Origin of the sequence: Kitasatospora sp. DSM 101779 (assembly GCF_025655475.1) — a bacterium.
In the GTDB taxonomy this organism is placed as follows: domain Bacteria; phylum Actinomycetota; class Actinomycetes; order Streptomycetales; family Streptomycetaceae; genus Kitasatospora.
The window spans coordinates 5,736,635-5,758,075 of record NZ_JAHTIK010000001.1 but is presented as its reverse complement, the minus strand read 5'-3'; the positions used below and the strand labels follow the sequence as shown (position 1 = coordinate 5,758,075).

19 protein-coding genes are annotated in these 21,441 nt (G+C 74.2%); 7 read left to right on the top strand and 12 right to left on the bottom strand.

Annotated features, from left to right (window positions below; genetic code table 11):
- Positions 1-22 precede the first annotated feature (22 nt).
- Both KSNIM_RS26205 and KSNIM_RS26200 read right to left on the bottom strand, forming a co-directional pair.
- Positions 23-772: an ABC transporter permease gene (locus KSNIM_RS26205; protein WP_263105582.1), complete on the bottom strand. Its 750-nt coding sequence runs from the start codon at positions 770-772 to the stop codon at positions 23-25.
- A gap of 3 nt (positions 773-775) precedes the next feature.
- Entirely contained in the window at positions 776-2,404 is a 1,629-nt protein-coding gene (locus KSNIM_RS26200) for a dolichyl-phosphate-mannose--protein mannosyltransferase (protein ID WP_263105581.1), read from the bottom strand.
- Positions 2,405-2,586: 182 nt separating this feature from the next.
- Here KSNIM_RS26200 and KSNIM_RS26195 point away from each other — a divergent pair, with 182 nt between their 5' ends.
- On the top strand, positions 2,587-3,651 hold the full coding sequence (locus tag KSNIM_RS26195) for a MerR family transcriptional regulator (protein ID WP_263105580.1): 1,065 nt from the start codon (positions 2,587-2,589) through the stop codon (positions 3,649-3,651).
- Positions 3,652-3,983: 332 nt separating this feature from the next.
- Here KSNIM_RS26195 and KSNIM_RS26190 read toward each other — a convergent pair whose 3' ends face one another.
- Together KSNIM_RS26190 and KSNIM_RS26185 are read right to left on the bottom strand one after the other, a co-directional pair.
- Entirely contained in the window at positions 3,984-4,439 is a 456-nt protein-coding gene (locus tag KSNIM_RS26190) for a DUF2637 domain-containing protein (RefSeq protein ID WP_263105579.1), read from the bottom strand.
- Between the two features lie 244 nt (positions 4,440-4,683).
- Positions 4,684-4,992 (bottom strand): hypothetical protein, encoded by a 309-nt coding sequence (locus tag KSNIM_RS26185; protein WP_263105578.1) that lies wholly within the window; start codon positions 4,990-4,992, stop codon positions 4,684-4,686.
- A gap of 348 nt (positions 4,993-5,340) precedes the next feature.
- Between KSNIM_RS26185 and KSNIM_RS26180 the strand changes: the two genes are divergently transcribed.
- Positions 5,341-6,624, top strand: coding sequence for a Mu transposase domain-containing protein (locus KSNIM_RS26180; RefSeq protein ID WP_263105577.1), 1,284 nt, complete (start codon positions 5,341-5,343; stop codon positions 6,622-6,624).
- Positions 6,625-6,641: 17 nt separating this feature from the next.
- Here KSNIM_RS26180 and KSNIM_RS26175 read toward each other — a convergent pair whose 3' ends face one another.
- Both KSNIM_RS26175 and KSNIM_RS26170 read right to left on the bottom strand, forming a co-directional pair.
- Positions 6,642-8,027 (bottom strand): FAD-binding oxidoreductase, encoded by a 1,386-nt coding sequence (locus KSNIM_RS26175; RefSeq protein ID WP_263105576.1) that lies wholly within the window; start codon positions 8,025-8,027, stop codon positions 6,642-6,644.
- 112 nt (positions 8,028-8,139) lie between these two features.
- On the bottom strand, positions 8,140-9,444 hold the full coding sequence (locus tag KSNIM_RS26170) for an MFS transporter (protein ID WP_263105575.1): 1,305 nt from the start codon (positions 9,442-9,444) through the stop codon (positions 8,140-8,142).
- Between the two features lie 140 nt (positions 9,445-9,584).
- Between KSNIM_RS26170 and KSNIM_RS26165 the strand changes: the two genes are divergently transcribed.
- Positions 9,585-10,145 (top strand): MarR family winged helix-turn-helix transcriptional regulator, encoded by a 561-nt coding sequence (locus KSNIM_RS26165; RefSeq protein ID WP_263105574.1) that lies wholly within the window; start codon positions 9,585-9,587, stop codon positions 10,143-10,145.
- A 123-nt stretch (positions 10,146-10,268) separates the two neighbouring features.
- Here KSNIM_RS26165 and KSNIM_RS26160 read toward each other — a convergent pair whose 3' ends face one another.
- The 3 genes from KSNIM_RS26160 to KSNIM_RS26150 form a co-directional block, all read right to left on the bottom strand.
- Positions 10,269-12,071, bottom strand: a complete 1,803-nt coding sequence (locus KSNIM_RS26160; RefSeq protein ID WP_263105573.1) for a glycosyl hydrolase family 18 protein — start codon at positions 12,069-12,071, stop codon at positions 10,269-10,271.
- 283 nt (positions 12,072-12,354) lie between these two features.
- Complete coding sequence (locus tag KSNIM_RS26155; protein WP_263105572.1) at positions 12,355-12,870, bottom strand: FxLYD domain-containing protein; 516 nt, start codon at positions 12,868-12,870, stop codon at positions 12,355-12,357.
- Between the two features lie 77 nt (positions 12,871-12,947).
- Positions 12,948-13,511 carry a DoxX family protein gene (locus KSNIM_RS26150; RefSeq protein ID WP_263105571.1) on the bottom strand — a complete coding sequence of 188 codons (564 nt, stop codon included), beginning with the start codon at positions 13,509-13,511 and terminating at the stop codon, positions 12,948-12,950.
- A 103-nt stretch (positions 13,512-13,614) separates the two neighbouring features.
- On the opposite strand from KSNIM_RS26150, the gene KSNIM_RS26145 reads away from it, so the two are divergent.
- On the top strand, positions 13,615-13,926 hold the full coding sequence (locus KSNIM_RS26145; protein ID WP_263105570.1) for a barstar family protein: 312 nt from the start codon (positions 13,615-13,617) through the stop codon (positions 13,924-13,926).
- Between the two features lie 122 nt (positions 13,927-14,048).
- The gene (locus tag KSNIM_RS26140; protein ID WP_263105569.1) at positions 14,049-14,705 is read left to right on the top strand and encodes a DUF4232 domain-containing protein; all 657 of its coding nucleotides are present in this window, start codon (positions 14,049-14,051) and stop codon (positions 14,703-14,705) included.
- 30 nt (positions 14,706-14,735) lie between these two features.
- Here KSNIM_RS26140 and KSNIM_RS26135 read toward each other — a convergent pair whose 3' ends face one another.
- Together KSNIM_RS26135 and KSNIM_RS26130 are read right to left on the bottom strand one after the other, a co-directional pair.
- Positions 14,736-16,001 (bottom strand): alanine racemase, encoded by a 1,266-nt coding sequence (locus tag KSNIM_RS26135; protein ID WP_263105568.1) that lies wholly within the window; start codon positions 15,999-16,001, stop codon positions 14,736-14,738.
- 75 nt (positions 16,002-16,076) lie between these two features.
- On the bottom strand, positions 16,077-16,511 hold the full coding sequence (locus KSNIM_RS26130) for an Lrp/AsnC family transcriptional regulator (protein WP_263105567.1): 435 nt from the start codon (positions 16,509-16,511) through the stop codon (positions 16,077-16,079).
- A gap of 179 nt (positions 16,512-16,690) precedes the next feature.
- On the opposite strand from KSNIM_RS26130, the gene KSNIM_RS26125 reads away from it, so the two are divergent.
- Both KSNIM_RS26125 and kynU read left to right on the top strand, forming a co-directional pair.
- Entirely contained in the window at positions 16,691-17,521 is an 831-nt protein-coding gene (locus KSNIM_RS26125; RefSeq protein ID WP_263105566.1) for a tryptophan 2,3-dioxygenase, read from the top strand.
- Positions 17,518-18,741: a kynureninase gene (kynU, locus tag KSNIM_RS26120; RefSeq protein WP_263105565.1), complete on the top strand. Its 1,224-nt coding sequence runs from the start codon at positions 17,518-17,520 to the stop codon at positions 18,739-18,741. The genes KSNIM_RS26125 and kynU overlap by 4 nt, the downstream gene beginning before the upstream one ends.
- On the opposite strand, the gene KSNIM_RS26115 is transcribed toward kynU, so the two are convergent.
- Positions 18,716-21,441: TIR-like protein FxsC (locus KSNIM_RS26115; protein WP_263105564.1), on the bottom strand; the 2,726-nt coding region annotated here is incomplete at its 5' end. The genes kynU and KSNIM_RS26115 overlap by 26 nt on opposite strands.

Here is a 21,441-nt window from a genome sequence, read left to right as displayed (position 1 = left end):
CGGCCGCCGGGCGGGCGGACGCTCAGGTGGGCACCAGGCCCCGGCCGACCAGTTCGAGCACCAGCACCACCGCGGCGGACTCCACGGCGAGCAGCGCGACCAGCACGAACAGCTGCACCGCGCCGGCCTGCACCGGGGACGCCCCGCCGAGCAGCATGCCGACGAAGGCCCCGGGCAGCGTGACCAGGCCGACCGTGCGGGTCTGGTCCAGCACCGGGACGAGCGCGGTGGCGGCGGCCGTCCGGCAGACCTCCAGCCGGGCGTCGCGGTCCTCGAAGCCGAGCGCCAGCGCCGCCTCGACCTCGCCGCGGCGGGTGCGCAGCTCGTCCAGCGCCCGCCTCCCGGCCAGCGAGGTCGCGGTGAGCCCACCGCCGATCAGGATGCCGGCGACCGGGATCAGGGCGATCCCCTTGTGCGGCAGCAGCCCGGTGGCGAGCAGCAGCACGAGCACCGGCAGCACCCCGGCGCCGATCGGCAGCGCGGCCCACGCCCAGCCCGGGCCGTCGGTCATCCGCCGGCCCGCCGTGCGCACCGCCACCGCGAACATCAGCAGCACGAACAGCGCCGAGGTCCCCAGCGAGCCGACCACCCAGGAGATGACCAGCGCCACCGCGCCGAGCTGCACCGCGGCGCGCAGCCCCGCCCGGAGCACGGCGTGCCCGTGGCCGAGCCGCCCCCGGCCGGCCACCGCGACCGCCGCGGCCAGCAGCAGCGCGAGCTCCGCGCCCAGCAGCCAGGTGACCGGCAGCAGTTGCCCGACCGGCGCGGCCACCGGTCAGATCCAGCTGGTGAACCACATCCGGTCCTGCCAGTCCGACATGGGGATCACCTCCGCCGTGTACAGCGGGTAGAAGTACGCGAAGCAGCCGACCACCGCGAACACCACCAGCCCGGCACCCGCCCCGCCCCAGATCCTGCGCCGCCGGCTGCAGCCCGCCGGGCCGAGCATGGCGCCGAGCATCTGGGCGACCGCCAGGCACAGGAACGGCACCAGGATCACCATGTAGAAGGAGAAGATCGTCCGCTCCTGGTAGCCGAACCAGGGCAGATAGGTCCCGGCGACACCGGCGAGGATCGCGCCGGAGCGCCAGTCCCGCCGGAACGCCCAGCGCCACAGCGCGTACGCGAGGGCGAAGCAGGCGGCCCACCACAGCAGCGGGGTGCCGAGCGCCAGGATCTGCGAGGCGCAGCCGCCGCTCGACGTGCAGCCGTCCTGGCCGTCGGTGAGCTGCTGCCAGTACATCGACACCGGGCGGCCCTGGACGAGCCAGCTCCACGGGTTGGACTGGTAGGTGTGCGGCGAGGTCAGGCCGGTGTTGAAGTCGTACATCTGGGCGTGGAAGTGCCACCAGCCGCGCAGTGCGGACGGCACCCAGGTCATCGGCACCTGCGGCAGCGGGATGTCCACCACGGGGGTGCGCGGCATCGACAGCCCGGCCCGGTGGTCGGCCCAGTGCCGGTCGAAGCCGCCGTCGCTCGCGAACCAGCCGGACCAGGAGGCGACGTAGACCAGCGCCGCGGCGCCGACCGTGGAGAGCAGGCCGGGCAGCAGGTCGCGGCGGAGCAGGCTGCGGGTCGGCCGGTGGGCGCCGGCCCAGCGACGGCCGGCCCGGTCCCAGAGCAGGGTCAGCACGGTGAACACCAGCAGGACCTGCAGGCCGTTCCACTTCACCGCGGCGGCGCAGCCGAGCAGGGCGCCGGCTCCGATCCGCCAGGGCCGCAGGCCCAGGCGGACCTCGTCGGCGGCCCGGCCGCCCTCGGCGCGGGCCGCGCCGAGCACCTGCCTGCTGCGGTCCCGGTCGACGAGCAGGCAGCCGAAGGCGCCGAGCACGAAGAACATCGACACGCCGTCCAGCAGGCCGACCCGGCTCATCACGAAGTGCAGGCCGTCGACCGCCATCAGCAAGGCCGCGGTGCAGCCGAGCAGGGTGGAGGAGAAGAGCCGACGGCCGATCCGGGCGAGCATCAGCACCGAGAGGGTGCCGAGCAGGGCGACCATCACCCGCCAGCCGAAGGGGTGCAGGCCGAACGCCCACTCGCCGAGCGCGATCACCCACTTGCCGAGCGGCGGGTGGGCGATGAACGCGGGCTCGGCGGTCAGCGGGATCTTCTGCGGGGAGGAGAGGATCTCCCTGTTGGCGAGGTCCGGCCAGACGCCCTCGTAGCCCTGGTGCAGCAGCGACCAGGCGTCCTTGGGGTAGTAGGTCTCGTCGAAGACGAAGGCGTTCGGCTTGGCGAGGCCCCAGAAGCGCAGCAGTCCGGCGAACAGCGCGACGGCGATCGGGCCGAGCCAGTCGGCGTGCCGCAGGGCCCACGGCAGCGCACCGCGCCGGACGGCCGGCGGCCGGGCCGCGGCGGGGAAGCCGGTGGCCGGTGCATGCTCGGTGACTGCCGGATGCGCCATGGTCTTCCGCCGCTCCTCGCTCGGTGTCGCGGCGGCCGCGGCGGTCGCGGGCTGACGGGTCGCAGGCCCGGACTGGCGCTATGTCGCCTTTGTCGGAGAGATCCTAGCCCGGCCGCGCGGCCCCGCCGTCCAGCGCCCCGCGGTTTGACCCTCGACCTGGTCGAGGGGGCAGAGTCGGCGGTGTGGACAGCGGACTTCACAGCATCGGCGAGACCGCCCGGCTGAGCGGACTCAGCATCAGCGCCCTGCGCTTCTACGACGGCGCGGGCGTGTTCGGCCCGGCCCGGGTCGACCCGCAGACCGGCTACCGCTGGTACGCGCCGGAACAGCTCGCCGACGCCCGGCTGATCGCCCGGCTGCGGCGGGTCGGCATGCCGCTCGCGGACGTCTCGCGGGTGCTGGCCGGCCGGCCCGGCGAGGCAGCGGCCGCCCTGGACGCGCACCTGCGCCGTCTGGAGGAGGGCCTGGCGGACGCCCGCCGCGAGCTGTCCACCGTCCGACACCTGCTGGAGCTGAGGGAGAAACCCGTGCAGACCACCCGACTGACCCTGCCCGCCGCCGAGCTCGCCGCCGCCCTGGACGCCGTCCGCTTCGCGGTCGGTCTCGAACAGCACCGCCGGGTGGCGGGTGTGCTCTTCGAGGCCGACGGCGCGGTGCTGCGCCTGGTCGCCACCGACCGCTACCGGCTGGCCGTCTCGGAGGCCGCGCCGCGCACCGTCGAGGGGCCGTCCGTCGCCGTGCTCGCGCCGACCGCCTTCGTGGACGGTCTGCGCGGCCTGCTCGCCGCGGTGGGCGACGGCGTGGCCGAGCTGACGCTGGCCGAGGGCGCCCTGACCGCCGTGGCGGCGGGCCGTGAGGTGACCGGCAGTCCGGTACCGGCCGACTTCCCGGACTACCGTCCGATGCTGCGTCTGGAGCCGGTCCACCGGGTGGAGGTCGCCGCGGACGTGCTGCGCGACGGTCTCGGCGCCGCGCCCGTCCGCACCGAGCGCCGGGACCAGGACGGCGTGGACTTCCCCGTCTCGGAGCTCACCGTCTCCGCCGACGGCGTCCTCACGGTCGGCGGCGGTGCGGCGGCGGAGGACGGCCTGTGCGTCCGGGTCAACCGCGACTTCCTGCTGGAGGCGGTCGGTGCGGGTGCCCGTGGCCAGCTCGTGCTGGAGCTCGGCGGCCCGGTCGCCCCGCTGGCCGTCCGCTTCCCCGACCGCGCGGGCACCTTCTCGCTGCTGATGCCCACCGCGCCCTGACGGCCCGGGGCCGTCCCGCGGACTCCGGCGCGCGGCCGTTGGGCCGAATCGCACGTGGTGCGCCGAATCTGTGGAGACCGGGGCGAAATGGTCGGGCATATGCCGATCACTCCCTACGGTGGTTCCGCCGCCCGCGGCACCCGGTCCGCCGTCCGGGCCCGCGCAGGGGCACCACGACGAACAGGAGTCCTGCATGGCCGCTCACCCTCCGTCAGCCGCTCGCCCGTCCGGCCCTCCGTCCGGGGGCGGTACCACCCGCCCCGGCCGGCCCGCCCGCCACGGCCGTCGGCGGCCGGGCCGGCGATGACCCCTCTGGTCGACGCGGCGACGCGTCACCCGACCCGCCGCGACCGCCCGCCGTGCCGGGACCGCGGACGCTGGGAAGGGTGCCGGGCGATCAGCTGGCGGGCCAGTTGGTCGAGGCAGATCGCCGCCGCCACGGGAGGCAGCCCGGCGACGATGACGTCGGGCAGGGTCTGCGCGACACCGCAGACGCAGAGCCCGGTGGCGACAGCGGAGAAGGCGAGGACGACGCTCCAGGCGTGCAGCGCGCGCCGGCCGTCGAGGGCGGCCCGGAGCACGGACAGGCAGCCGGCGAGCCAGGGCCCGTAGACCACGACCGGCCACAGCACGGCCAGGCCGCCGGGCACCCGGGCGAGGGCGAGGTCCTGCAGCGGCGCGTAGGACAGCACCCAGCCCAGCACGCAGACGACCGTCACCGCGACGGCGAGCAGGGTGCGGAACAGCTCGCCGAGGGCCTCCTCGCGCCGCGCCTCGGCGGCCCGCACCCGGCGCCGCCTCCGCGGGGTGCGCGGCGGAGGCGCCGGGGCGGACTGCGGCCGGGGATCGTCGACCGGCGCCGCCTGCCCCGGCACGAAAACGCCGGAACTCCAGGCACCGGACATTTCGACGGTCGGCGCCGCGTACCATCCGGCGTCCGCGACGATCGGTCCCGCCACCCCGTCGCAATGCCCGCCGGGACCGGAAAACAGCGGGTCATTTCCATACGGACGAAAGAATTCCAGCAGTGGGTCATGCACGGGGCGGCTCATTCCCCGGCGCAGCCGCGGAATGGCCTGCCGACGGCGCCCGGGGGGCGTCGACGGCCACGAGGCCCGGGGGCTGCGGGGCACTGCAGGGAACGGCGAACCGGCTTTCCAGGCGGCGCAGCGTCCGGAGGAAGTCGGCGAGGATCCGGGAACAGTGCCACAGGACGACGCGCCGGCCGTTGCGCACCAGGTAACCGGTCTCCACGTCGCCCGCGGCGTTGTGCCGGTCCGGGACGAAGAGCCAGGCCCCGAGGCTGCAGATCGGATCGCGCTCGGGGCTGTGCGGGGTCACTGGGTCAGGCATGGGAATCACACCACGGTCAACGAAGTGATCTTCCACCCGGGTGTGGGGAATTCGGGCGACATTCCGTATGAACGCTTGCGCTCGCTCTCCGGATGTCCTCGCGGGTGGTGCGCGACGAGCATATGCGCGGGCTGCTCTCTGAATTTTCCCATCCGTGCGGCGCGCACCGGAGTTGCGCCGCGCCCCGCTCTCCGAAATTACCCGGACACGGTACATGGAGGAACGTTTCATCTGATTACGATCTTCAAACCGGTGCTGTATGGTCACTCTCTTGCAACGGACCATTGCGAATTCTTAGCCGATGTGGCCGGCAAGCCTGCGCGTAGGGGGTTTGGGTTGCTCAGCACGAACGAATACCAGGATGTCCGGCGGCTCCACGGCCAGGGGTGGTCGATCTCGGCCATCGCCCGGCACCTCGGACGCGACCGCAAGACCGTCCGGAGGTACCTGTCCGGGAACCGCAAGCCCGGGGTGCGCACCCGGGCCGAGGACGTCTTCCTCTCCTTCCACCCGTACTGCCGCCTGCGCCTGGCGGACGACCCGCACCTGCCGGCGACCGCACTCTTCGACGAGATCACCGATCTCGGATACCGCGGCGGCTACTCGACGTTCACCCGCGCACTGCGCAGACACCGGCTGCGGCCGCCGTGCAGTCACTGCCACCCCTGCGCCCCCGGCGGCGGACCGGGCGGGCCACCCACCGACCAGGAGGAGATCCGGTTCGGCTGGACGGACCTCGCCGACGCCCGGCCCGGCTGGGACGGCAGTGCGAAGGCCCACCTCCTGACCGGCTCGCTGCGCCACGCCGGCCGCTGGCGCGGCGTCCTCCTCGACAGCGACGACTTCCCGCAGGTGCTGGAGGCCGTCGACCACCTGCTGCGACGGCTCGGTGGCACCGCCCCGCGCTGGCGGTTCGACAGCGCGGTGCCCGTCCGGTGCCCGGCGACCGGCCGGCTGGCCAAGGAGTTCGCGACGGTCGGGCGGTACTACGGGGTCGAGATCGAGCTGGAGACCGCCGGACCCACCGCCGAGGAGGCGCGGCGCGCCGCGGCCGCCGGGCAGCACTGGCGCAGCGTCGTCGACGACCTCGGCCCGCGCGCGGCACAGCAGATCCTCGACCGCCTGGCGACGTGGTCCGACGACCGGCTCCCGGCCGACGAGGGCGCGCCACATGCCGCCCCGCCGCTGGAGCCGCTGCCGCCGGCTCCCTTCCCGGCCTGTGTGCGGACTCTCCGCACGGTCGACCAGCGTGGGCTCGTCCACTTCCGCGGCAACCGCTACGCCGTGCCGCCGGACCTCGCCGGGGCGCTGGTGGAGGTCCGCCACCGGCTGGACGAGTCAGGTCTGTCGATCACCGCGGCGAGCGGGGCGGTCATCGCGCGCCACTCGCTGGCGCCGCGCGGGGCCGGCCGGACAGTGGTCGACGGTGGCTCGGTCTTCGTGCTGGAACGCCCGCCCCGGCTGGTCCTGCCCGGTTCGGCGGGCTGCCCGGCCACCGGGGTCCGTAGCCCGCTGTCCGCGGAGGCGTCCGCCGAGGCCGAGGCGCTGCGCCGGCGGTACCACCGCCCCGGTCCGGCCGCGCCGGTGCGCCGTCCTTCGGGCGCCCCACTCCCCGGCTGACCGCTGCCGACCCGGCCTCAGGCTGCCGGCCTGATGTTGTGGTTGAAGTGGAAGACGTTCGCCGGGTCGTACTCGGCCTTGACGGCGGCCAGCCGGGCGAGGTTCTCGGCGCCGCGGCCGGCGGCGGCGCGGTCCTCGCCCTCGTCGCCGATGAAGTTGAGGTAGACGGCGCCGATCGACCAGGGCGCCATGTCGGCGCAGACGGCCTTCGTCCAGCTGCGGCCGCGCTCGTCGTCGGCCGGGTCCTCCCAGACGGCGAACGGGTGGACGGCCCAGGAGGCGGCCCGCCACGGGACGGGCCACTCGTGGCCGGCGGCCGCGACCGCGCCGCCGAGGGGGAAGACGATGTGCTGGCTCGGCGAGGGGACGATCATGTCCTGGGCCCGGGCGGTGTAGGCGTCCGCGGCCTTGTCCGGGAATCCCGAGAGGTACTCGGCCGACCAGTAGTTCCGGAATCCGGGCGGGTCGTCGAGCATGCACTGCAGGTCGACGTACGGGATGTCGGTGACCACGTCGGCCGCGTGCCCGAGACCGAGCATCGGCGCGAAGGCCGGCCGGGCGCTCTCCAGGTCGCCGGCGTAGGTGAGCAGGACGCCGACCGCATGCTGGCCGACCAGCGCCGGCGGCACGAATTCCTCCGGCGGCGCGGTGAGGTGGATGAAGGCACCGCCGACCTCGTCGGGCGCGGCGTCCATGGCGTCCCGGTAGGCGCGCAGCACCTCCAGGCCCTTGGCGGCCTCGAAGAGCAACAGGGCGATGGAGAAGCCGGGCAGCGGGTGCAGGCCGAAGGTGAACTCGGTGACTACGCCGAAGTTGCCGCCGCCGCCGTGCAGCGCCCAGAAGAGTTCGGGGTTCTCCTGTGCACTGGCGTGCACCCGGCGGCCGTCGGCGGTCACCAGGTCGGCGGCGAGCAGGTTGTCGCACATCAGGCCGAAGCGGCGCTCCAGCCAGCCGGAGCCACCGCCGAGGGCGAAGCCACCGATGCCCGTGGTGGAGGCGCGGCCGCCGGTGGTGGCGAGGCCGTGCGGCTGGGTGGCCCGGTCGAGGTCGCGCATCAGGGCGCCGCCGCCGACCCGGGCGACCCGGGCGTCCGGGTCGACCTGCACCCCGTTCATCCGCCGCAGGTCGAGGACGAGGCCGCCGTCGACCAGGGCCTGCCCGCTCACCGCGTGACCGCCGCAGCGGACCGCGATCTCCAGGCCGCGGCTGCGCCCGAAGGCCAGCGCCGCCGCGACGTCGGCGGGTCCGTCGCACTGGGCGATCACCGCGGGCCGGCGGTCGATCATGGCGTTGTGGATGGTCCTCGCCTCGCCGTAGGCCTCGTCGCCGGGCAGCAGCACCCGGCCGGCGAAGCCCTCGGCCAGTTCCTCCGGGCGCAGACCGCCGTTCGCTGGGGAAGCCATGGTGAGCCGTCCTTCCGGCCGGGGCGGAGCCGCCGCGGCCGGCGGCCCCGCTTTCGACAGTAGGCCGGACGGGTGAAGGCCGCATCCGAGCCGGATGCGGCCTGACAGCGGCTCAGGCCGCGGTCTGCAGCTCCCGCACCATCGGCCGGACCTGCGCCACCGCGAGGACGGCGTTGTCCTGCGCCGGCGTCAGATGACCGCGCAGCCGCACCGCCAGCAGCACGATCAGCACCGTGCAGGCGGACATCGCCAGCAGGTACAGCGGCCAGGTGCCGGCGCCGACCAGCAGCACGCCGACGGCCGGGCCGACCGCGATGGCCATCTGCTTCACCAGGGCGTGCGCGGCGTTGTAGGTGCCGAGCAGCCGGGCCGGGGCGAGGTCGGCCACGATCGGGCCCAGGGTCGGCGCGAGCATGGACTCGCCGACGCCGAACAGCGCGTACACGGCCACCACGGCGACGGTCGCGGCGAGCGCGTCCGAGCGGACCAGGCCGGCCACCAGGGCGGCCGTCCAGGCGCCCAGCCAGACCAGGCCGGCGGCGGCCATCGCGGTGGTGCGGCGGCGGCGCTCGGTGAGCCGGACGACGACCATCTGCAGCAGCACGATGGTCAGGGCGTTGGCGCCGATCGCGATGCCGAGCACGGACGGCGCGGTGCCGACCGTGTCGGTGGCGAAGGCGGCGACACCGGACTCGAACTGCCCGTAGCAGGTGAAGAAGATGAGCCCGGCGAGCAGGCAGAGCCGCAGCATGGCCTTGTCCTTCACCACCGCGCGCAGGCCCTGCCCCGCGCCGCGCCCGGCGGCCGGGACGGGCTCCGCCTGCGGGATGCGGGCGGTGCCGGCCACCAGGGCCAGGCCCAGCAGGGTGAGCGCCTCGATGGTGAACAGCCGGGTCAGGCTGGCCGGGTCGGCGGGGTCGACGATCTGGCCGCCGACCAGGGCGCCGATGCCCATGCCCAGGTTGACCAGGGTGAACTGCAGGGCGAAGGCCCGCGAGCGGCCCGCGCGGCCGGTGCTGCGCACGATCATCGTGGCGAGCGCCGGCTGGCATGCGGTGATGCCCGCGCCGAAGAGGAACGAGGCGACCAGCAGGGTCGGCGCGGTGGCGGCCTGTCCGAAGGCGTAGGCACCGCCCGCGGCGAGCGCGGCGCCGGCGAGCAGCACCGGGCGCGGCCCGTAGCGGTCGATGCCGCGGCCGGTGAACGGCAGGACGGCCAGCGCGGCCAGCGCGAAGACGGTGAACACCATCCCGGCCGCGAACGAGCCCAGCCCCCGCACCTGGTCCACGTACACGAACATGTACGGCATCGTGAACCCGCTGCCGAACGCGCTCAGCGCATTGCCGATCTGGACGCGGCGCAGCGGGCCGCCCGCTCCGTCCGCCCGCCGCGCCCACTGCTTCACCGTGCCGGTCACCGTGCACACCCCTTTGTCGTCGCGGAAGGTTGAACCCTTCCTGCTTTAATCCTGCAAGATTTCAGACCTAAAATCTAAGTCTTCGAAGACTCAGGTGTCAAAGGCTTAACAGCTGCACCATGCGTGGGAGAATGACGGCCATGAGCACTCGCAAGCCGGACGAGCCGGCCGCCTCCGAGATCGGCATCGCCGAGCAGGTGGCCCTCTACCAGCGGGAATTCCCCACCGTGGACCCGCAGGTCGAGACGATCGTGTCCACGCTCTCCCGGCTGTCCCGCCGGATGAACGTGGCCTACAGCCGCCAGCTGGCTGTGCTGGGAATCACGTCCGCCGAGTGGGAGGTGCTCAAGGCCCTGGTCTTCGCGGGCAGCCCCTACCGGCTCGGCCCGAGCGACCTCGCCAAGCGGCTGGGCCTGACCCCGGCGGCGATGACCCACCGGATCGACCGGATGGTCGCCGACGGCCTGGTCACCCGCGAGCGCGACGAGGCCAACCGGGTCCGGGTGATCATCGAGCTGACCGAGCCGGGCCGCGACAAGTGGCTGGAGCTCATGCGGATGGCCGCCGTCTTCGAGGCGGACCTGCTGCAGGACATCACCGGCGACGACCGGGGGGCGCTCTCCGCGATGCTCGGCCGGATGCTGCGCCGGATCGAGCTGAGCCAGCCGGACGCCCTCGGCCGCACCGAGGACCTGGACTGACCGGCACCCGCACGCACGGAACGGGGACTGCCCCGGACGGAGGTTCCGTCCGGGGCAGTCCCCGTTCAGCTCGGGTGGTGCGGGATGGTTCGGGGCGGTGCGGGTGGCTGTGGGTCGCGCGGGTCAGCAGGCGCCGTTGTCGGTCCAGACACCCCACTGGCCGCTGAGGGTCGGGTCCTCGCCCTGGGTCCACCACTTGTTGGTGTAGTTGTGGCCCTTCCAGGAGACCTTGGCGCCGGCGGTCGCGTAGACCGTGGCGGAGTTCCAGCTCGGGGCGGTGCAGGTGCCGCCGGTCGGGCTGGCCGAGGTCGAGGGGGAGGTCGACGGCGAGGTCGACGGGGAGGAGCTCGGCGAGGCCGAGGAGCTGGGCGAGGAGCTCGGCGAGGCGGAGGCGGTCGGCGAGGTGGTCGGCGCCGGGCAGGAGGCGGCGGAGCCGTTGGTCGCTGTCACCATCGTGTCGAAGAGCGAGGTCTGGGTGCCCAGGTCGTACAGCGAGAAGGCGAAGGAGCCGCCGAGGCCGTTGCAGTGCGCGTAGTCCAGCTTGGCCTGGATCGACTTGGCGTTCTCACCCGTCCAGAAGGTGGTGCCGTCGTAGAAGTACGAGGTCTTCGCCGCGTCGTCCCAGTAGGTGTTGGCCGCGTTGCCGACGAAGCTGCTGAGCTCCTTGTACATCTGGATGCCCGCGACGTTGCCCGACATCGCGGCGCCCGGGGCCGGCCCGGTCGCGCTCTGGAACAGGCCGTGGTTGGCGCCGGCGGTGACGCCCGTCCAGCCGCGGTAGTAGAACGGCACACCCATGTTGATCTTCTTGGCGGGGAAGCCGCCGGGGATGCCGTACTGCGGGTCGCCGACCGTCCACGCCTTGACGGCGTTGTCGATCGAGTACTTGCCGGTACCGCCCGGGACGGGGGTCATCGGGTCGCTCGGGTTGGTGTAGATCGGCGCCTGGTGGTTGGTCGGGCCGGTCTTGTCCCACGCGCCGTGCATGTCGTAGGTCATGACGTCGAGGAAGGTCAGGTACTGGCCGAGCTTGTCGGTCTCGACGTTCTTGATCTTGTCCTGGCCGGCGCCGACCGCGGCGGAGAGCGCGTAGCTCTTGCCGTCCGCCCTGCCCTGCGCGTCGAGCTGGGAGCGCAGCTCCGCCATCAGCGCGGTGAAGTTCTGCTTGTCGTTGGGCGAGGCGTGGTTGCCGGTGTGGCCGCCGCCGCCCGGGTACTCCCAGTCGATGTCGAAGCCGTCGAAGACGCCGGCCGCGGAGCCCGTGCCGCCGAAGCCGCCCTGCACGGGCAGGTTGCCCTTGATGAACATGTCGACGCAGGAGGAGACGAACTTCTTGCGCGCCGCGTCGGTGGCCGACACGTCGGAGAAGTACTTGGAGTAGGTCCAACCGCCGATCGACAGCAGCACCTTGAGGTTCGGGTTCTTCGCCTTCAGCTTCTTCAGCTGGTTGAAGTTGCCGACCAGCGGCTGGTTCCAGGTGTCGGCCACGCCGTCCACGCTGGTCCCCGCGTCGAAGGTCTTCTGGTAGTCGGCGTACGCGTCGCCCGCGCCGTCGCCCGCGTTCGGGTCGTCCTCGTTCTGCGAGGCGGCCTTGGTGGCCTCGAAACAGCTGAGGTTGGTCGGGTCGATGTTGGCGAAGTCGTAGATCAGGTAGTCCAGCTTGGAGGCCACGCCGGTGTCCTGAACGGTCTTCAGGTAGTACGCGTTGGAGTAGATCGACCACTGGTCGAAGTACGCGACCTTGATGCCGCCCGAAGTGGCGGGCGCGCCGGTCGAGTTGGTGGGGGCGGCCTGGGCGCTGGTGCCGGTCAGCGCGAGCGCGCCGCCGAGCAGCAGGGAGGCCGCGGTGCCCGCGGCGAGGAGGCCCAGGCCGCGGCGGCGGCGGTGCCCGCTCGGCCGCGGCCGGGACGGAACGGAACGAAGCATGGCTGCGTGACTCCTGGTTGTGGGGGCGATCCCGCCGCGCCCCGGGGAAGTCGCGGTGGGTGGGACCACCACGTCAGGGGCATGACAGGGGAATCGAACGTTGGCCTGCACACGAGAAGAACCAGGGGCGGGGAGATGCGCCGAACCGGTGCCGACGGCCCGAACCGCCGGCACCGGCCCAGGGGCTCCCTGCACCTGGCCACAAAAATGGACTAGACCAAACGCCCCGTCAAGGGTCGTCTCCTGGGTTTGAGGTGCCCTTAAGGTTCCGTTGGGAGACGGCTCAGTACCGCACCGCCCGGCTCACGACCGCCTTGACCTGACCGCTCAGCGCACGGTTGCTCGTGGCCGTGGCCTGCGCCGTTCCGCCCGCGGGGACCTCCGGAACGGTCACCACCACGGTGTCCAGCCGGTTGCCGCTCGCGTCCTGGAAGTCGACCTGCACGAGGTACTTCTGCGGGTCGCTCTGCTCATTGGCAACGGTGATGGGTACCTCCACCTTGCCGTCCGAGGAGGTCACCGGGGTGCCCAGCTTCACGTCCGCGGCGGCGTCCAGCCCACCCGTGATGTCGGCCACCGCCGAGGAGGCCGCCGCCTCCGCGGAGGCCACCGCGGAGGCGGCGGAGGAGGCGAGACTGCCGGCGGACGAGGCCAGTTCGGAGGCCTTCGAGCCGATCGCGGCCGCCGCCGAGGAGGCGGCCGAGGACGGCGAGGAGTCCGACGAGCACCCGGACAGTGCGGCACCGCCCAGCACCACGGCGGAGCCCAGCAGGGCTGCGGAACGGATCTTGAGGTTCATGGATTCTGCTCCTGGTGGGAACAACGGCTGTCGCGGGCACGGGCTCGCGCGGCCAGGTCCGGTGGGACCGCCGCCGGTCAGGACAGACCGGCGCCCTCCTGCATGGCGGCCTGCTCGATCTCCCGGATCTCCCGGCGCCGCACGGTGTCCTGGCGGCGGGTCACCACGGCGGCCGCCCCGATCGCGCTCGCGCCGAAGGCCAGCAGTCCGATCCACGGCCGGTCCAGCACGTGGCCGAGCGCGTGGTCCAGCGAGTAGCGGCCCGCCCCGGAGATGCCCAGGGCCAGCCCGCAGGTGCCGAGCAGACCCGGGTACTCGAAGCCGCCGCCCATCGCGAAGAAGCCGGCCGGGGCGTGCACGGCGATCGCCCCGGCCATCGTCCCGGCCACCACCGAGCCGGCCACCGGCGTGGCCAGGCCGAGGACGAGCATCGCCCCGCCTCCGGCCTCGCCGAGCCCGGAGGCGATGGCGTTGGGCCGGCCCGGCTCGTAGCCCATGTGCTCCATGGCCTGGGCGGTTCCCTCGATCCCTCCTCCGCCGAACCAGCCGAAGAGCTTCTGCGCGCCGTGCGCGAACATCACCCCGCCCACGGCGGCGCGCAGGACGAACAGGCCGAGGTCCTTGCGGTGCAGACTGGTCATATGGGGCCCCTGGGTCGATGGCGGCACGTCCTCTCCATCCCAGCCCACGGGCCGAGGCCGCTCGACCCGGGACCGCCATCCGGGCGAACCACCGAGGAGCGCCATGTCCGCGCCGGCCACACCCGTGTTCCACCTCGACGGGACGGAGGTCACCGACGAGCGCACGCTGTTCACCGCGCTCGGCGCGGCCCTCCGCCCTCCGGACGGCTACTACGGCAGCAACCTGGACGCGCTCGCCGACTGCCTGCGCGGCGGCTACGGCCCCGAGCCGCCGTTCGTGCTGGTCTGGCACGCCTCCGCACTCGCCGCCTGCCGCCTGGACCGCCGGGTGCTGCTGGCCGGCCGGGAGTGCAGCTACTTCGACGCGGTGCTGGACGTCCTGAAGCAGGGCGGCGTCACCGTGCAGCTGCACTGACGGTCCGTGACGGGCACCCGGGCCGCCGTTACGCAGCCGGGACACTCCGCGCAGAACCGGGCCGCCGATGCCGTGCGTGATCACGGCCGACACCCCGTGACCGGCGACCCGCAGGAGAACCCGTGATCCACCGCACGACCGCCACGACCCGCACGGCGGCCGCCGCCGCTGCCGTCCTCGCCCTCGCCCTCGGCGCGGTCGCCTGCGACGACGGCACCACCGCGACCGGAACCGGCGCCCCGGCCCCCACCGCCGCCGCGAGCACGGCGGGCACGGCGCCCACCGGGACGTCCGGGCCGGGCTCGGCGGCCGGGACGGGCGGCACCACGGCGCAGGCCGGCGCCGACCGCTGCCACACCGCCGACCTCAAGGCCGACGTCCAGATCCAGGACGCCGGCCGGGCCATGGTGATGCTCACCAACAAGGGCAGCCGCAGCTGCACCGTCAAGGGCTACCTCGGCTACGGTGGACTGCTCGCCGACAACTCCCGGACGGACACCGCCACCCACCGGGTCGCCAAGCCGGGCCCGCCGGTCGCCGTCACCCTCAAGCCCGGCACCACCGCCTTCTCCGGGCTCTCCTGGAGCAGCTGCGACAAGGCCGACGCCTCCTGCGGCGTGCTCGCCGGCCTGGTCGTCACCCCGCCGGACGAGACCACCCAGCTGACCGCCACCGTGCTCGGCACCGACGGCAAGCCGGTCGTGCAGTTCCCCGTCGCGAAGGCCGGTTTCACCGTCGGCACCCTCCAGCCCTCCAACCAGGGCGTCCTGCTCGGCTGAGGCCGGCGGGACGGGCCGCCGGCGCGCCGGTCAGAAGAACGTCCGGACCAGGTCGACGACGCGGGGGCGGTCCGCGTCCGCGTCGTCGAGCACCGGGATCATCGTCCAGCGGTCGAAGGCCGTACAGGGGTGGGAGACGCCCAGGCGGACGACGTCGCCGACCGCGACCTCGGCGTCCCGCAGGTAGGTGTGCTGGTCGTTGAGCGCGCTCACCGTCGCCCCGGTCAACGGCTTGCCGCCGCGGACCTTCTGCGGCGCCGGCAGGCCCAGGTCGACCGGCAGGTCGCGCTTGCCGGCGTCCAGCAGGGCGAGGCCCGGCTCCGGGGCGGACACCACCCGGGCCCAGCCGTGCAGCGCGGCACGCAGCGGCTCGCCGGCACCGCGGCGGCCGAACGGCGAGATGCCGCGGTAGAAGCCGTCGTCGTGGGCGAGGTAGGCGCCGGCCCGGACGACCACCCGGGTACGGGCGTCGGCGAGCGGCGCGAGCTCCTCGGCGACGGTGTCGAAGAAGGCGCTGCCGCCGGCCGTCACCCAGACCTCGTCCGCCTCGTCGAACAGGCCCTCGCCGGCGAGCTGCCGGTGCAGCTCGGCCATCCCCCGCAGGTAGCCGGTCACGGCGGAGAGCGAGGCCGGGGAGGCGTCCGGGCCGAGCGGGCCCTCGTAGCCGCTGACGCCGGCCAGCCGCAGGCCCGGCGCGGCGTGCACGGCACGCGCCACCTCGACCGCCTCGGGCAGGGTGCGGCAGCCCGTGCGGCCGCCCGGGGCGCCGAGCTCCACGCAGACGTCGACCGGGGCCGGCGCGCCGCGCAGCGCCTCGGACATCAGGGCGACGGCGCGGGTGGAGTCCACCCAGCTCGCGAAGCGGAACTCCGGGTCGGCGGCGAGCTCGGCGGAGAGCCAGCGCAGACCGGCCGGGTCGAGCAGGGTGTTGGCCAGGTGGATGCGGCGCAGGCCGAAGGCGCGTCCGACCCGCAGCTGCGGCAGGTTGGCGAGGGTGATCGCGCAGGCGCCCGCGTCCAGGTGGCGCTGCCACAGGGCGGGGGCCATCGAGGTCTTGCCGTGCGGGGCGAGACCGACCCCGGCCTGCTCGCACCAGACGGCCATGGCGCGCAGGTTGTGGTCGAGGGCGGCGGCGTCCAGGGTCAGCAGCGGGGTGCCGAGGCCGTCCAGCCCGGGGGCGGTGGCGAGGTACTCGGCGACGGTCAGGCCCCAGGCCTCGGCGGGGATCGCCTTGAAACGGAAGTCCAGCCGCTCCCCGGCCAGTTCGGCCACCCTCGCCCGGTCGATCAGCTCCATCGCGCCTGCCGCCCTCTCACCGCGCCCGCAGCGTTCCGGGCGTCCGCCGAGCAGCCTATGCCGTCCCCCGCGGTGCTACGGCGCCACCACGGGGCGCCAGGGGACGGGGCTGGAGAGGATCATCGAGCTGGCGGGCTGGCCGTAGGCGGCGAGGCGGTCGATGAGCTGCTCGAAGGCGACCATGCCGGGCACCCCGACCAGCAGGGTGCAGCAGGCGCCGCCGGTGACCCGGTGCAGCTGGAAGACCTCGGGCCAGCGGGCCACCTCGGGGTCGCGGAGCACGCAGTGCGGCCCGTAGCACTGCATGGTGACCAGGGCCATCACGTTGAGGCCGGCCCGGGCGGGGTCGATGTGCGCGTGGTAGCCGGTGATCACCCCGTCGGCCTCCAGCCGGCGGACCCGTTCCGCGACCGCCGGGGCGGAGAGTTTCACCCGCCGGGAGAGCTCGTTGTAGGAGAGCCGGGCGTCGGCCTGGAGTTCGGCGATCAGCAGCCGGTCGACGGCGTCCAAGGCGACTCCCGGGGTCGGGTTTGCGTTCGCAAAGCGGATCGGGCTCAAGACCTTGCGGTCATGAGGCCGGGGCGCGGTTTCGCTGCCCGCCGCCCATTCAAGACGGAACGGATGCCGCCGCACAATGGTGACCCCCACGATGGGAGTGGGACGAACCAGGACACACCAGGAGGAGTGCCATGGGCGGGGACACCGTCGACCGGCCGAATCTCGCCTTCGCACCGCAGGGGGAGCCCGGCAACGGCACCCCGTACGCGCGCTACGTCATGCTGGACGTGCTGCACAGCCTGCAGCAGCCGCGCAGCAAGGTGCCGGCCGAGTACACGTTCATCGTCACCACCCAGGTGATGGAACTGCTCTTCGACCTGCTGCACCGCGAGTGGGTCGCCGCCCAGCACGCGCTGCGCGAGAACGACCTCACCGGCGCCGTCGACGCGCTGCGCCGCGGCACCCACATACAGGACGTGCTGGTCAGCTCCTGGGACCTGCTCGCCACCATGACGCCCGCCGAGTTCAACTCCTTCCGCGAGGTGCTGGGCGAGGCCTCCGGCTTCCAGTCCTCGGCCTTCCTGCGCCTGGAGTTCCTGCTCGGCAACAAGGCCGGCTCGCTGCTGCGGATGTACGAGGACTCCCCCGCCGTGCACACCGAGCTCACCGCGGCCCTGCACGGCGCGACCCTCTACGACGACGCGCTCGCCCTGCTCGACCGCCGCGGCGTGGCGGTGCCGCACGAGCCGACCGCCGGCCGGCACCGGCACAGCGCCGAGGTCGAGCAGGCCTGGCGCCGGGTCTACACCGACCCGGAGCTGGCCGAGCTGGCCCGGCTCGGCGAGGCGCTGCTGGACACCGCGGAGCGGGTCACCCGCTGGCGCCAGCGCCACCTCTCCTCCGTCAAGCGCACCATGGGCGCCAAGCCCGGCACCGGCGGATCCAGCGGCCTCAACTGGCTCAAGCAGTCCGCCGACCAGGACATCTTCCCCGAGCTGTGGACCGTGAGGAACGAACTGTGACCACCCGCGAGCACTGCGCGGCACTGGACGCCGCCGATCCGCTGGCCGCGCTGCGCGGCGAATTCGCCCTGCCCGAGGGCGTGCTGTACCTCGACGGCAACTCGCTCGGCGCGCTGCCGAAGGGCACCGCGGCCCGGGTCGCCGGCATGGTCGAGCACGAGTGGGGCGAGGGCCTGATCCGCAGCTGGAACGAGGCCGGCTGGTTCGCGATGCCGCACCGGCTCGGCGAGCGGCTCTCGCCGATGCTGGGCGCGGCCCCGGGCCAGGTGGTGGTCTGCGACTCCACCTCGGTCAACCTCTTCAAGGTGCTCGGCGCCGCGATGCGGCTGCGGCCCGGCCGGGGCACGCTGCTCGCCGAGCACGCGGCCTTCCCGACCGACCTGTACATCACCGAGGGCGTCACCGGCCTCTTCGACGGAGCCCGCACCGTACTGCTGCCGCGCGCCGCCGACCTCGGCGAACACCTCGGCGAGGACACCGCCGTGGTGGTGCTCTCGCACGTCGACTACCGCACCGGCGAACTGCTGGACATGGCCGCGATCACCGAGCGGGTGCACGCCGCGGGCGCCCTGATGGTCTGGGACCTGTGCCACACCGCCGGCGCCCTGCCGATCGAACTCGACGCCTGCGGCGTGGACTTCGCCGTCGGCTGCGGCTACAAGTACCTCAACGGCGGCCCCGGCGCACCCGCCTTCCTGTACGCCGCGCAGCGCCACCAGGCCTCGGCCGCGCAGCCGTTGAGCGGCTGGTTCGGCCACGCCCGGCCGTTCGCCTTCGAGCCCTCGTACGCGCCGACCGAGGGCATCGGCCGCTTCCTGACCGGCACCCCGCCGCTGCTCGGCATGGCCGGCCTCGACGCCGCCCTGGACGTCTGGGAGAAGGCCGACCTGGCGCAGGTTCGGGCGACCTCGCTGGCGCTCACCGACCTGTTCCTGGAGCTCGTCGAGCCGCTCGGACTGGAGTCGGTCACCCCCCGCGAGCACGCCCTGCGCGGCAGCCACGTCTCGCTGCGGCACCCCGACGGGTACGCGGTGATGCAGGCGCTGATCGCCCGCGGGGTGATCGGCGACTTCCGCGCCCCCGACCTGATGCGCTTCGGCTTCACCCCGCTCTACCTCTCCCGCACCGACGTCTTCGACGCGGTACGGCACCTCGCCGAGGTGCTGGAGAGCGGCGAGTGGCGCGAGGAGCGGTTCAGCCGCCGGGGCGCGGTGACCTGAGGAAGGCGTTCTCCAGGCCGTCCCAGTTCAGCGGGCGGCCCGGGGGGATGCGGGTCTCGTGCGCGACCTGCACGATCCGGGTCGCCAGCCGGTGCACCGCGAGCTCGTACAGCTCGCGGCGGCCGGCGGCCCGGGCCAGCGCGTACAGGCCCTCGCTCTGGTACTCGGGGCCCAGGCTGCGGTGGTTGAAGCGCAGTTGGCGGGCGGCCGCGGGCAGCTCCGCCGAGGGCACCGGCAGCCAGATCACCGGGACGATCCCGCTCGCCTGCACCGCCGAGCGCTCCGCCGCCCTGGCCGCCCGGCGGGCGAAGCCGTACCACTCCCGGCCGCAGCGCTCGCTGGCGAAGTAGCGCGGCGAGTACAGCGGGACGAAGACCCGGCAGCTGGCGAGCGCCTCGGTGATCTGCCAGCGGGACCAGCTGTCCAGTTCGGGGCTGCGGTCGACGAAGCCGGGCGGCACCGCGGACGGCAGGTCGGTCAGCTGCAGGACCTCCTCGCAGAGGTCCTGGAAGAGCCGGTCCACCGTGCGGCCGCCCGGGCCGCCCGGGTGGCTCAGGAAGAAGTAGGGTCTGGGCGCCTCCGGGCCGGCCGGCTCCTTGCGGTGCGTGCCCGAGTGCGAGGGGGTGCGCGACTCGACCGGCCCGCCGTGGAGTTGGGCGTTGCGGGCGAGCACCAGCGGCCGGCCGTCCCGGGGCGGCCAGATCCTGGTCACCGGCGGCGCCGGCGGGGTGGACTGCAGGGCGATCTCCAGCAGGTGGTGGACGGTCAGCTGCGGCGCGCCGTCCGGGTCGCCGGTGCGGATCGCGGCGGCCAACCGGCCGGCCACCGAACGGTCCACCGGGTGGCGGAGGTTGACCACCTGGAAGCTGCCCGGGTCGACCGCCACCGGGCCGCCGGCGACCGGCTCCGGCGGCACGCTGCGCGAGCCGTCCAGGATCAGCAGCCGCCGCGCCGCCCGGCCGCCGGCGACCGTCTCCACCACCGCCTGCCAGTCCAGGCCCGGCCGGTGCACCCCGCCCCAGCGGCCGGCGCCGACCGCCACGCCCAGTTCGTCTCCCGGGCCGAGCGGGCCGCCGACGTGCACCACCAGGGTGTCCTCGGCCTCCTGCACGGCCCGCTGCAACGCCCGCTGGAAGCCGTCCGGGTCGTCCTCGCCGAGCCAGATGTGCCGCCGGTCCAGGCCCACCAGCGCCGGGTCGACCAGGGCTTCGGCGAGCGCGGCGAGATCGCGCAGCGCGGTGTACTCCTGTTCCTCCAGCACCTCGCCCGGCGCGCCGCGCGAGGTGGTCAGCAGCAGCACGGCGCGGGAGCGCTCCGGGTCGGGCAGTGCCGCGGGCTCGGGCGGCAGCGGGGCGGGCGTGTCCTCCTCGCCCGGCCGAGCCGTGCCCTGGTCCTGCTGTTGGTCCGGCTGCTGGTCCGGCTGCGCCCCGGTCCCGGTGTCCGGCGGGTGCGTCCCGGCGACCGGGCCGGCCAGGGTGAACACGGGTGCGCCGGTCACCCCGAGCAGCCGGGCGGCCTCCGGGCTGACCAGGGCGAACGGCCGGGTGTCCAGCAGGGTCAGGGTGCCGCCGCCGGCCGTCTCCACCCAGGCCGGGAAGGTGCCGGCGCCCGTCCGGCCGGGATCACCGATCCGCCCGCCGACCCGGATCAGCAGCTCCAGCGCGTGGTGCGCGGTGGACCGCGGCAGGGTGTGCAGCAGCAGCTCGCGCACCCCCGGGCGGAAGGCGAAGTAGCCGGGCCGGCCCTGCTGTTCGCGCAGCAGGCCGCTGACCACCACCTCGGCCAGGTGCTGCGGCTGCGGCCGGGCCAGCCCGACCTGCTGGAGCAGCCGCATCACCGGCAGGGCGGGCGTGGTCAGCGCGGTCATCCCGGCGAGGGTGAACGCCTCCCGGGAGGCCGTCGCCCGGAAGCGGACCACCAGTTCCTCGGCGGTCAGCTCCTCCGGGTCCGGCCCGGCCTCGACGGCCCGGCCCGCGGGGTTCGCCGCCGCGCCGACCATCAGCGCCGCGCCGACCACCTGGCCGCCGGTCGGACTGCCCACCAGCTGCGCCCAGTTGGCCAGCCAGTCGGGGCCGGGCTCCAGCACCGGGACGGCCGGCGCGCCGCGCCCGGGCGGGGCGTCGGTGAACGGCGCGAAGGTGTAGGCGGCGTCGGGTGCCCCGGCCTCGGTGGCGGTGAACACCCCGGGGACGGCGGGCACCGCGGTCAGCGGCCAGAGCCGTTCGGGCAGCGGTTGGACGACCGCCACCGGCAGCCGCCGGGCGAGTGCGTGCAGGGTGCGGTGCCAGCGGTCGCCCGCCGGGCCGGAACGCCACTGCGGGCCCATGCAGTCGCTGATCACCAGCACCGCTGAGCGGCCCTCGGCGATCCGGCGGTGGGCGAGCCTGCCGTCCGGGAGCAGCCGGCCGGAGGTGACCTGGCGGAAGGCTCCGGTCTGCTGGAAGAGCGTGCGCAGTTCGCGGGCGAGCGGCCGCCAGAGGGTCATCGTCGGGCCGAGGTCGAGCACCAGGTGCAGGTCGAGCCAGCGTTCGGTGCTGGGCCGCAGCACGGGCAGCCACTGGACCGGGCCGGGCTCGCGCAGCGCCTCGGCGATCCGGTCGGCGGTGGCCTGCTCGTCGAGCAGGCGGCGGCGCTCGTCCGGGACGAGCCGCTTGAGCGGGCGCAGGGCGCGCTGCAGCGGCAGCGGGCGGGCCAGCATCG

What these genes read in the sequence shown, in the direction of transcription:
- KSNIM_RS26200 (WP_263105581.1), bottom strand. Translation starts at nt 2,404, where the DNA reads ATGGCGCATCCGGCAGTCACCGAGCATGCACCGGCCACCGGCTTCCCC.
- KSNIM_RS26175 (WP_263105576.1), bottom strand. Translation starts at nt 8,027, where the DNA reads ATGGCTTCCCCAGCGAACGGCGGTCTGCGCCCGGAGGAACTGGCCGAG.
- KSNIM_RS26165 (WP_263105574.1), top strand. Translation starts at nt 9,585, where the DNA reads ATGAGCACTCGCAAGCCGGACGAGCCGGCCGCCTCCGAGATCGGCATC.
- KSNIM_RS26160 (WP_263105573.1), bottom strand. Translation starts at nt 12,071, where the DNA reads ATGCTTCGTTCCGTTCCGTCCCGGCCGCGGCCGAGCGGGCACCGCCGC.
- KSNIM_RS26155 (WP_263105572.1), bottom strand. Translation starts at nt 12,870, where the DNA reads ATGAACCTCAAGATCCGTTCCGCAGCCCTGCTGGGCTCCGCCGTGGTG.
- KSNIM_RS26150 (WP_263105571.1), bottom strand. Translation starts at nt 13,511, where the DNA reads ATGACCAGTCTGCACCGCAAGGACCTCGGCCTGTTCGTCCTGCGCGCC.
- KSNIM_RS26145 (WP_263105570.1), top strand. Translation starts at nt 13,615, where the DNA reads ATGTCCGCGCCGGCCACACCCGTGTTCCACCTCGACGGGACGGAGGTC.
- KSNIM_RS26135 (WP_263105568.1), bottom strand. Translation starts at nt 16,001, where the DNA reads ATGGAGCTGATCGACCGGGCGAGGGTGGCCGAACTGGCCGGGGAGCGG.
- KSNIM_RS26125 (WP_263105566.1), top strand. Translation starts at nt 16,691, where the DNA reads ATGGGCGGGGACACCGTCGACCGGCCGAATCTCGCCTTCGCACCGCAG.